This window comes from Xanthobacter autotrophicus ATCC 700552 (genome assembly GCF_043194565.1).
Lineage (GTDB): Bacteria > Pseudomonadota > Alphaproteobacteria > Rhizobiales > Xanthobacteraceae > Xanthobacter > Xanthobacter autotrophicus_F.
In genome coordinates, this window is sequence record NZ_JBAFVS010000025.1 from 63,356 (window position 1) to 73,639 (window position 10,284).

Below are 10,284 nucleotides of genomic sequence, written 5' to 3' on the forward strand. Positions count from 1 at the left end.
GTCCTTGACTGTGGAAGCGCCGGAAGCGGCTATGCCGATGCCGGAAAATGGCGTGCCGTGGCGGCGCCGCACGGCGCCCCGTGGCCCAACAGATCCCACGTTCCGGCCTGGTGCCGTCAGATGCAGACTCGACGAAAACGGGCCGAATGTGCCACTCATGACGCCATGAGCGCGCCTTTTGCCCCCGCCCGTGTCTCCGTGTGCCTTCTGGCCGTGCCCGAAATCTCCACCGGCGTCCTGAACGGCTTGTGCGAGGTGTTCGTGTATGTCGGGTCCGGCTGGGAATTGCTGACGGGCTGGCCCGCCGTCTCCCGGCGCTTCCAGCCGCGGATCGTGGCCGAGGACCGCATGCCGTTCCGGAATGTGGCGGGCCTGCCGGTGGCGCCTGACCTGACCTTCGCCGAGGCGAAGCGCGCCGATATCGTGATCGTCGGCGATCTGGCGATCGGCCGGGAGGAAGACACCCGCGGCCGATGGCCGGCAGCGGTCGAGTGGCTGCGTCTGCAGCACGCGCAGGGTGCGCTCATCTGTTCGGTCTGCACCGGCTCACTCATGCTGGCAGAGGCCGGGCTTCTGGACGGCGAGGAGGCCACCTGCCACTGGGCCGCCGTCGACCAGATCCGCAGCCGATATCCCCTTATCCACCTGCGTCCCGAGCGGGTGCTGGTCTGCGCCGGCGCGGAGCATCGTCTGGTGACCGCCGGCGCCTCGGCGTCATGGACCGATCTCGCCCTCTACCTCGTCGCCCGCTTCTGCGGCGAGGAGGAAGCCCGGCGCACCGCCAAGATCTTCCTGTTCGGCGACAGGAGTGACGGCCAACTTCCCTTTTCCGCGCGCGTGCGTCCCCCGCAGCATGACGACGCTGCGGTGGCGGCCGCGCAGGTCTGGGTGGCCAACAATTATGCGACACCCAATCCGGTGACCGGGATGACCCGCGCCTCCGGGCTGGCGCAGCGCACCTTCAAGCGTCGTTTTCAGACTGCGACCGGCTACGCGCCGCTGGACTACGTGCAATCGCTCCGGGTGGAGGAGGCCAAGCAGGTCCTCGAAACGACCGATATGCCCATTGACGCGATCGCCGGAGAGGTCGGCTATGGGGAGGCCGCCGCCTTTCGCCGCCTGTTCAAGCGCGCCACCGGCATCTCCCCGCTTCAATACCGGCAGCGCTTCCGTCGCATCCGCGAGCACTGATGCCGGGGGCCGCGCGGCGCCCGCTGAGCAGGCGGGCTCTGGCGCACAGCCGATGATCAGTGCATGCCCTGCCGTTCGCTGCCCGGCGCCGACCGCAACGCCACGACCAGCCGCCTCGCCCGGCGCAGGGCCGTGAGGGCAGAACCGATGGCGATCCCCCAGAGCGCGACTGTCAGGACCTCGTTGTGGCCGTTCCACAGCGGCTCAGGGAGGGAAAGGATGGCCGCGGCGGTCATGGTCGCCATGCGATGCTGCTTGGCCATCGGTCCGCAAAAGTCGGCGGGCTGGCCGCAGGCCCGGCCCAGTTCACGCGTATAGGCGGTCAGAACCGCAAGAGCCGTCGCCGCCCAGCCGAGGTCGGGGGCGCCGATGCCGTATCCGGCACCGACCAGGATGGCCATGTCTGCCACGCGGTCGGGAAACTCATTCCAGAAGGCGCCATCGGGCGATTGCTTGCCGCCTTCGATGGCGACCATGCCATCGAAGAGATTGCAGAGCAGGCGAAGCTGGCAGAACAGCGCCGCCGCGAGCAGGAGCAGGATGCGCAGCCCGCCGTCGGCTGCACCGGCACGCCAGAATGCGAGGCCGGCAACAGCCGCCATGACCATGCTCGCCATGGAGATCTGGTTCGGCGTGACCCCGGTGGCGGTCAGCATGCGTGCGAGGGACCGCGCCCAGCCCGTATTGCGGCTGGCGAGGGGACGGCGATCATCATCCATGGTCATGGCAGCGGCGTTTCCTGAGACTGCGGATCGATCAGCCGCCGACCCCGTGATCGGGGGGATGACCGGTGATGACTTTGTAGATCAGGACGCAGGAGCTGAGCCGAGGGCAATGGGGCAGCAGCGCGCCCGGAACCACCACGATGAGCAACCCCGCCGCCAGAATCAGCGCGCCAAGGATCAGCACGCCGAAGGTGGCGGGCTGGGTGGCGGGCGGGATCCAGCCCGCCGCCCAGCCCGCCGCCCAGCCCGCCGCCCATGCGCATGCCAGCAGGCCGAGGCCAAGGTTTGCCACGATGGCCGCGCCGCGCAACCCCTGGGTTTCGCGCTCGAAGGCCGTGAGATGGCCATCGGGAAAGCCGAGCAAGGCCCAGTCCATGGCGCCGACGCCAGCGGCCAGGAAAAATACGACGCCGACCACCAGCACAGCCCACTTCATCCGCGCCCCTCCCTGGTGCGCCACAGGTCGAAGCTGTAGAGCGTCGAATAGAAGATCGAACTGGTCAGCGGCAGGGCGATCGTCCGGCCGATCTCGGGCGTGCCACCGATGGTGTGGCAGATCCAAAGCACGATCGCGGAGAACGCGAAGGCGACGAGAGGAGGCACGACAAGTGCTGCCAATCCGGCAAGGCGGCGGGCGAGCCCCTCGATAATACCCTTGAGAACCAGCGTGATGCAGGCCGAGATCGTGCCCTGGATCAAGGCGGCGATGAGAGGCGCGGGCATCGGATGCGCATGATTGGCGAAGGCCGACCAGGTCCCCATGGCGATGAAGGCGAGGGCCATGTGCGCGCCGCTGCTGCGCGCGAGCCGCGCCACGCGCGCACTCATGTGGCGGACCACCAGAAGCGCGTCAGGTGGAAGAAGATCGGCGCGGAAAAAAGCACGGAATCGAGGCGGTCGAGAAAGCCGCCATGGCCGGCAATGAGATGGCCCCAGTCCTTCACGCCGCGGTCGCGCTTGATGGCCGACATGACGAGGCCGCCGAAGAAACCCATCACGACGATGACGAAGGCGAGCAGCGCCGCCTCCAGCGGGGAGAACGGCGTCATCCACGAAAGTCCGGCCCCGATCGCGGTGGCGCTCAGCGCGCCGCCGAGGAAGCCCTCGACGGTCTTGGAGGGCGACAGCTTCGGCGCGATCTTGGTCCGGCCGAGCAGCTTGCCCCAGACATATTGCAGCACGTCGCTGATCTGCACCACGATGACGAGGAAGGCGATGAGCAGCACGTTGCGCCCGGCAAAGCCCGGAATGTCGAGGCTGAGCAGCGCCGGCACATGCGAGGTGCAGAAGACGCAGATCATGAGCGCCCACTGCACTTCCGCGATGCGCACGAGAAAATGGTCGGTGTCGCCGCGCAATGCAGCGACGATGGGCATCAGCAGGAAGGCGTACACCGGGATGAAAATGGCATAGAGGCCATACCAGTCGATCCAGATCAGATAGTATTGAACCGGCAGGACAACGAAGAAGGCGAGGGCCAGCGCCCAATGATCGCCCTGGCGGGTGTCCGTGAGCGTGATGAATTCGCGCAACGCCGCGAAGGAGCAGAAGGCGAAGAAAACCGTCACGCCGATCCTGCCGCCCATGAGCGCCAGCCCCATCAGGATGACCATCACCCACCAGGCGCGAATGCGGTCGTTGAGGTTTTCGATGACCACGTTCGATCCATCGGCGGACAAGCGCCGTTGCAGCCCGTAGCCGATGGCGGAAGCGACGGCCAGAACGCCGAGGAGGCCGGCAAGGACGGCGACGAGGTCGAGGGGCGGCAGGGTCACGGGGTATCGGCTTTCATGGACAGCGACAGGAGCGCCGCTTCGGCGCGATCAAGGAAGGCCTGCTTGCTCTCGCCATCATCCACGTGGAGCGCCGCGCCGAAAGTGACGGTGCAGATCAGCGGGATCGGAACGAACTCCCCCTTCGGCATGACGCGGTTGAGATTGTCGATCCAGGTTGGGACCAGGCTGACATGGCGTCGCGCACGGGCCAGATGATAGAGCCCGCTCTTGAAGGGCAACAACGGGGCGTCGGTCATGTTGCGCGTGCCTTCGGGGAAGAGGATGAGCGAGGCGCCGTCGTCGAGCGCCTGGGCCATCAGCCCGATCGGGTCACTTGTCCGCGCCACGCGGTCGCGCTCGATCAGGACCGCATTGAAGACATCACGGCCGATGAAGCGTCGGAGCGCGGATGTGAGCCAATAATCCGCGCCGGCGACCGGACGGGTCCTGCGTCGCATGCGGGGCGGCAAAACCGCCCAGACGAGCACGAAATCGCCATGGCTGGCGTGGTTGGCGAAGTAAATCCGCTGCTCGTCGTCCGGCGCCACGCCGTCCCAATTGCCACGCACGGCGGTGATGAAATGGGCGAAGAGGAGGACGGCCGTACCGACCACCTGGGCGAGGACGCGATGCGGCATCGGTCGGCGGGGCGGCGGCGTTTCCGCTGGGCCGGCAGACACATCAGCCACGGGCGCGCCTTTGGTGTGCCATCTGCCTGCTCGGCATCTCGGGAGCCTTTGGAAACGGCGTGGGAAGACCAGGTCCCACCCGTCATTTATACCATCGGCCTCTTGTCTTCTACCACTTGACCCACGGCCCAATTGACCCACGGCCCAAGGATCATGCGACCGCTGGCCTTATCGGCCGGGCAGCACCAGCAGGGTCGGCACCTTCGGCAGGGTCTCCCGCGCCAGCATGACGGTGGCGCCGGGGGAGTGCTCCACCTGCCACTCCCGGCCGAGGCGCGACAGGAAGCGCTCCAGTCCCCACGCGCTGAAATAATGCATGGGGATGACAAGGGGGGCGTTGATGGCCTTCAGCGTCTCCACCATGCCCTCGATGTCGAGGGTGTAGGAGCCATCCACCGGCGCCAGCACCACGTCGATGCGTCCCAGCGCCTCCAGGTGGGCGGGCGTCAGCAGATGGTGCAGGTGGCCGAGATGGGCGATGCACAGGCCGGCCACCTCGAACACGAACATGGAATTGCCGTCATATTCGGTGCCGGCGCCCCGCCGGATATTGGTGGGCACGTTGCGGATCCACACGTCGTCGAGGGTCAGCTCGTGGCGCGCCGGCCCGCCGGCCGGGCTCCAGCCGCGCAGCACATATTCGATCCCGGCCTCGGGCACCTCCGTGTAGTGGGTGTCGTGGGCGTGGTTCATGGTGACCACCCGTGGCACCAGGGGCGGGCGGATATAATCGTTGTAGTCGGTGACGATGGTCACGCCGGCCGGGCTCTCGATGAGGAAGCTCCCGTGGCCGAGAAAGGTCAGCCGGACGAGACCCGCCGCCGCCGCAAGCCGGAGCCCGCCGCCGTCCAGCGCCGCGAGGCGGACCGGCGCGCGATCGGCCACCATGCGGGGACATTTCTCCGGCTGCGCGGCGGCAAGGCCGGGCATCAGGATCAGGGCGGCGAAAGCGGCCAGGGTCGCGCGCCAGGAATTGTGCATCGCAGCATAGCTGATCCGAACCAACCGGGGACAGGAAAAGGCGTCCATGGAGCCTCACTCGGTTCGGAGCCTCACGCGGATCGCACCGACGCGGCGCGCGGACAGGCGTCAACCGGGTGGGACGAGCGATGATGCCTTCGATTTTCGCCAGTTACCGCGCCTGCGCAATGGCGCAGCGCGTAACGGGGGCGTGAGCGCCAACCTGAAAAGCGATCCCGCACTGCACCATAGACTAAAGTCTAATCCATACCCGTCCAGACGAACCGTCACCGGCAGGTGTTTGCCTTCCGTCCTGAATGCAAACGCTGATTCCTCGTTTCAAGCTCCGCCGAACTGCTTCCGCTACAACGGATCCATGTCTAGCATTCGCGCGGGACAACACTAAATCATGTGCATTGAGGAAATTTCACAATGTCTTTCAACCTCGTCATTATTCAGCCTTGGGTCGCCCTGGCCGCAGGCGTCCTGATCCTTGCCTTTCCTCGCCTTCTCAACGTTCTGGTGGCGATCTACCTCATCATCATCGGGCTCACGGGGCTGCTCGGGCACTGAGGCGCCGCCCCGGGCGGGCGGGGGCTGCGGCGATGGCCCCTGTTGCTGCTTTGTGCGCTGCACGCTAAGCATCTGCCCATTCCGCACATCCCAGCTACAGGGATCAGCTACATGACGAAATGGGTCTACACCTTCGGCGACGGGAAGGCCGAGGGCAAAGCCGACATGAAGAACCTGCTCGGCGGCAAGGGCGCGAACCTCGCCGAGATGTCCAATCTCGGCTTGCCAGTCCCTCCCGGGTTCACCATCCCTACCGAGGTGTGTACCTATTATTACGCACACGGCCAGACCTACCCGGCCGAGCTGAAGGGCGACGTGGAAGCCGCCCTGGCCCAGGTCGGCCAACTCACCGGCAAGTCGTTCGGCGATGCCGCCAACCCGCTCTTGGTCTCGGTGCGCTCCGGCGCCCGCGCCTCCATGCCGGGCATGATGGATACGGTGCTGAACCTCGGTCTCAACGACGAGACCGTGGAAGCGGTGGCCAGGCTCGCCGGCGACCGGCGCTTCGCCTATGACAGCTACCGCCGCTTCATCACCATGTACTCGGATGTGGTTCTGGGCGTGAGCCATCACCACTTCGAGGAGATCCTGGAGCACTTCAAGCTCCACGCGGGTCACACCCTCGACACCGACCTGTCCGCCGACGACTGGGCGGCCCTGGTGGTGAAGTACAAGGAGAAGGTCGCGGCCGAGCTCGGCAAGCCCTTCCCGCAGGATCCCCACGAGCAGCTGTGGGGCGCCATCGGCGCCGTGTTCAGCTCGTGGATGAATGCCCGCGCCATCACCTACCGCCGCCTCCACACCATCCCGGAGAGCTGGGGCACCGCGGTGAACGTGCAGTCCATGGTGTTCGGCAACATGGGCGAGACCTCAGCCACCGGCGTCGCCTTCACCCGCAACCCGTCCACCGGCGAGAACGCGCTCTATGGCGAGTTCCTGGTGAACGCCCAGGGCGAGGACGTGGTGGCGGGCATCCGCACCCCGCAGGACCTGACCGAAAGGGCCCGCAAGGTTGCCGGCTCGGACAAGCCCTCCATGGAGCAGGCCCTGCCCGACGCCTTCAAGGAATTCGAGCGCATCTCCCACGTGCTCGAAAACCACTACCGCGACATGCAGGACCTTGAGTTCACGGTGGAAAAGGGCAAGCTCTGGATGCTCCAGACGCGCTCCGGCAAGCGCACCGCCAAGGCGGCCCTGCGCATCGCCGTGGAGCTTGCCGCCGAGGGCCTCATCACCGAGGAGGAGGCGATTGGCCGTGTCGATCCCGCCGCCCTCGACCAGCTGCTGCACCCGGCCATCGACCCCAAGGCCGAGCGCAAGGTGATCGCCACCGGCCTGCCGGCCTCCCCCGGCGCGGCGGCGGGCGCCATCGTGTTCACCGCCGACGAGGCGGAAGCGGCCAAGGAAAAGGGCCTCAAGGTCATCCTGGTGCGCGTGGAAACCTCGCCTGAGGACATCCACGGCATGCATGCGGCCCAGGGCATCCTCACCGCGCGCGGCGGCATGACCTCCCACGCCGCCGTGGTGGCGCGCGGCATGGGCAAGCCCTGCGTTTCCGGTGCCGGCTCCCTGCGCATCGACGCGGTCGCCCAGACCCTGACGGTGAACGGCCAGGTCTTCAAGAAGGGCGACCACATCACCATCGACGGCGGCACCGGGCAGGTGCTTTCCGGCGAGGTCGCCATGCTCCAGCCGGAGCTGTCGGGCGAGTTCGCCACCCTCATGGGCTGGGCCGACAAGGTGCGCAAGCTGAAGGTGCGCGCCAATGCCGAGACCCCGGCGGATGCCCGCATGGCCCGCTCGTTCGGCGCCGAGGGCATCGGCCTTTCCCGCACCGAGCACATGTTCTTCGATGCCGGCCGCATCCTGGCCGTGCGCGAGATGATCCTCGCGGACGACGAGGCCGGCCGCCGCACGGCGCTGGCCAAGCTGCTGCCCATGCAGCGCGACGACTTCGTCGAGCTGTTCGAGATCATGAAGGGCCTGCCGGTCACCATCCGCCTGCTCGACCCGCCGCTCCACGAGTTCCTGCCGCACACCGCGGAGGAAACCGAGGAGGTGGCCAAGAGCCTCGGCGTGGACGTGGAGCGCATCGAGCGGCGCAATAAGGAGCTGCACGAGGTCAACCCGATGCTCGGCTTCCGTGGCTGCCGCATCGCCATCGCCTTCCCCGAGATCGCGGAAATGCAGGCCCGCGCCATCTTCGAGGCGGCCATCATCGCCGCCAAGACGACCGGCGAGGCGGTGGTGCCCGAGATCATGGTGCCGCTCATCGCCACCAAGGCCGAGTTCGACATCGTGGACGCCGTCATCCGCAAGACCGCCGAGGCGGTGGAGAAGGAGACCGGCGAAAAGCTCACCTTCCAGGTGGGCACCATGATCGAGCTGCCCCGCGCCGCCCTGCGCGCGGAGGAGATCGCCAAGGGCGCTGAATTCTTCTCCTTCGGCACCAACGACCTCACCCAGACCACCTTCGGCGTCTCCCGCGACGACGCGGGCACCTTCCTCGGCCCCTATGTGCAGAAGGGCATCATCGAGGTGGACCCCTTCGTCTCCATCGACGTGGACGGCGTGGGCGAGCTGGTGAAGATCGGCGTCGAGCGTGGCCGCAAGTCGCGTCCGGACATCAAGCTCGGCATCTGCGGCGAGCACGGCGGTGATCCGGCCTCGGTGGCCTTCTGCCACGAGGTGGGGCTCAACTACGTGTCCTGCTCGCCCTTCCGCGTGCCGATCGCCCGCCTCGCGGCGGCGCAGGCGGCGCTGAAGAAGTAGGACCTGTCCCATCCGGATGAGCCCCGCTCGTCCGCATGGGGCTTCGGCGAGACTGCAAACTGAAGGCCGTCCGGCGTATTGCTCCGGGCGGCCTTCGCTTTTTTGCGTCCCTGTGATCGACCTCGGAACCAGCGGCCCCCCACGCCGTTTCGCCTGCGTCACCCTCACGGTGACGCCAACGGTTGAGGCACATCATGCAAGACGCACAGATCGGCTGGATCGCCGCCATCATCATCGGCGGCTTCGCCGGGTGGATCGCATCCAGCTTCATGAAGAGCGACACCGGCATCTTCATGAACATCCTTCTCGGCATCATCGGCGCGGCCATCGCCAGCTTTCTCTTCGGCCTGCTGGGCGTGAATTTCGGCGGCTGGCTGGGCTACCTCATCGCTGGCGTGGTTGGCGCATGCATCCTCATCGGCGGCGCGCGGGCCATCAGACGATAGGCCCGTGCCGATCTGATCGCGGCTCCGGCGGACACCGGTCGCCCGGTTCGCCGGAGCCGCCATGTCACTGCAGAACTTGTCACTGCACGAAGGTGTCACTGCACGAAGGTGTTGCGCAGGGTGCCGATGCCTTCGATCTCGATGGCGATGTCGTTGGACGGCTCCTTCATGACGCCGACCCCGATGGAGGTGCCGCAGGCAATGAGGTCGCCGGGGTTCAGCGTCATGTCCTGCGACAGCAGCGAGACCAGGCGCGCCGGCGGGAAGATCATGTCGGCCAGCGGGTAATTCTGCCGCTCCGCCCCGTTCAGGATGGTGCGCACATGCGCCGCCATCGGATCAAAATCGGTGACGATCCAGGGGCCGAACGGCCCGTAGCCGTCGATGCCCTTGGCCCGCGCCCACTGGGGGAAGGTGGGATCGCGGTTGAGGATGTCGGCGGCGGTGATGTCGTTGACCACCGTGTAGCCGAAGATATGGGCGGCGGCCTCCTCTTCGGAGACGTTGGTGCAGGTCTTGCCGATGACGATGCCCAGTTCGCCCTCATAGACCGTCTTGCCGGAATAGGCCGCCGGCCGGCGCACCGTGGCGCCGGGCGCGGCCACCGAGGTCACCGCCTTCAGCAGGTAGAGCGGCTCGGCCGGCTCCGCCACGTTCAGCTTGGCCGCCAGCTGGTGGAAATTGTTCCACAGGGCGACGATCTTGGTGGGCGCGCAGGGGGCTTCCAGCGCCACCTCGGCGAGCGGGATGCGCGCGCCGGTGGGGCTGGCACCAGAGAACAGGCAGCCGTCGTGGACCAAGATGGTCTCGCCTTCAAGGGTGCCGAAGCCGGTGGTGCCGTTGGCGCTGAAGCGCAGCCAGGTGGTCATGGGTGTTTCCTCGATTTGAGTTGGGGCATGCACGGGCTTCGAGCGTCACTGCCGCCAATGGCTGGCCTTCGTGCTGGCCATCCACGTCCGGCGGCTGGGAGCCCGCCTTTCGGACGCGAGGTGGACGGCCCGGCGTCATGAGCCCTCTCCCGCTTGCGGGGGAGGGTTGGGAGGGGGCGGAGCTGTGGGTTTTCAGCCCCAAGCGCCTGGAAGGCGGAGAAGGGGTGCCCCCTCCCCCGCCCTCCCCCGCACGCGGGAGAGGGAGTCTGCCGGCTCCCAGTCTC

11 protein-coding genes are annotated in these 10,284 nt (G+C 67.1%); 4 read left to right on the forward strand and 7 right to left on the reverse strand.

Annotated elements, in window-relative coordinates; genetic code table 11:
* The first annotated feature begins 255 nt into the window (after window positions 1-255).
* Window positions 256-1,191, forward strand: a complete 936-nt coding sequence (locus V5F48_RS20585; protein WP_394260185.1) for a GlxA family transcriptional regulator — start codon at window positions 256-258, stop codon at window positions 1,189-1,191.
* A gap of 56 nt (window positions 1,192-1,247) precedes the next feature.
* On the opposite strand, the gene V5F48_RS20590 is transcribed toward V5F48_RS20585, so the two are convergent.
* The 6 genes from V5F48_RS20590 to V5F48_RS20615 all read right to left on the reverse strand — a co-directional run bounded on the left by V5F48_RS20590 (window position 1,248) and on the right by V5F48_RS20615 (window position 5,361).
* Window positions 1,248-1,916, reverse strand: coding sequence for a CDP-alcohol phosphatidyltransferase family protein (locus V5F48_RS20590; protein WP_394260178.1), 669 nt, complete (start codon window positions 1,914-1,916; stop codon window positions 1,248-1,250).
* Between the two features lie 31 nt (window positions 1,917-1,947).
* The gene (locus V5F48_RS20595; RefSeq protein ID WP_394260179.1) at window positions 1,948-2,352 is read right to left on the reverse strand and encodes a hypothetical protein; all 405 of its coding nucleotides are present in this window, start codon (window positions 2,350-2,352) and stop codon (window positions 1,948-1,950) included.
* Window positions 2,349-2,744, reverse strand: coding sequence for a hypothetical protein (locus V5F48_RS20600; RefSeq protein WP_394260180.1), 396 nt, complete (start codon window positions 2,742-2,744; stop codon window positions 2,349-2,351). Before V5F48_RS20600 ends, V5F48_RS20595 begins: the two co-directional genes overlap by 4 nt.
* Entirely contained in the window at window positions 2,741-3,691 is a 951-nt protein-coding gene (locus tag V5F48_RS20605) for a phosphatidate cytidylyltransferase (RefSeq protein ID WP_394109706.1), read from the reverse strand. Before V5F48_RS20605 ends, V5F48_RS20600 begins: the two co-directional genes overlap by 4 nt.
* Window positions 3,688-4,329, reverse strand: coding sequence for a lysophospholipid acyltransferase family protein (locus V5F48_RS20610; RefSeq protein WP_394109740.1), 642 nt, complete (start codon window positions 4,327-4,329; stop codon window positions 3,688-3,690). Before V5F48_RS20610 ends, V5F48_RS20605 begins: the two co-directional genes overlap by 4 nt.
* A gap of 219 nt (window positions 4,330-4,548) precedes the next feature.
* The gene (locus tag V5F48_RS20615) at window positions 4,549-5,361 is read right to left on the reverse strand and encodes an MBL fold metallo-hydrolase (RefSeq protein ID WP_394260181.1); all 813 of its coding nucleotides are present in this window, start codon (window positions 5,359-5,361) and stop codon (window positions 4,549-4,551) included.
* 411 nt (window positions 5,362-5,772) lie between these two features.
* On the opposite strand from V5F48_RS20615, the gene V5F48_RS20620 reads away from it, so the two are divergent.
* From V5F48_RS20620 to V5F48_RS20630, 3 genes are all read left to right on the forward strand, one after another.
* Window positions 5,773-5,913: a DUF3096 domain-containing protein gene (locus tag V5F48_RS20620; RefSeq protein ID WP_394109704.1), complete on the forward strand. Its 141-nt coding sequence runs from the start codon at window positions 5,773-5,775 to the stop codon at window positions 5,911-5,913.
* 111 nt (window positions 5,914-6,024) lie between these two features.
* Window positions 6,025-8,685 (forward strand): pyruvate, phosphate dikinase, encoded by a 2,661-nt coding sequence (gene ppdK / locus V5F48_RS20625; RefSeq protein ID WP_394260182.1) that lies wholly within the window; start codon window positions 6,025-6,027, stop codon window positions 8,683-8,685.
* 194 nt (window positions 8,686-8,879) lie between these two features.
* A complete protein-coding gene (locus V5F48_RS20630; protein ID WP_394260183.1) occupies window positions 8,880-9,131 on the forward strand; it encodes a GlsB/YeaQ/YmgE family stress response membrane protein in 252 nt (83 codons plus the stop codon).
* Between the two features lie 95 nt (window positions 9,132-9,226).
* On the opposite strand, the gene V5F48_RS20635 is transcribed toward V5F48_RS20630, so the two are convergent.
* Window positions 9,227-10,000, reverse strand: coding sequence for a fumarylacetoacetate hydrolase family protein (locus V5F48_RS20635; protein WP_394109701.1), 774 nt, complete (start codon window positions 9,998-10,000; stop codon window positions 9,227-9,229).
* Between the last annotated feature and the right edge of the window lie 284 nt (window positions 10,001-10,284).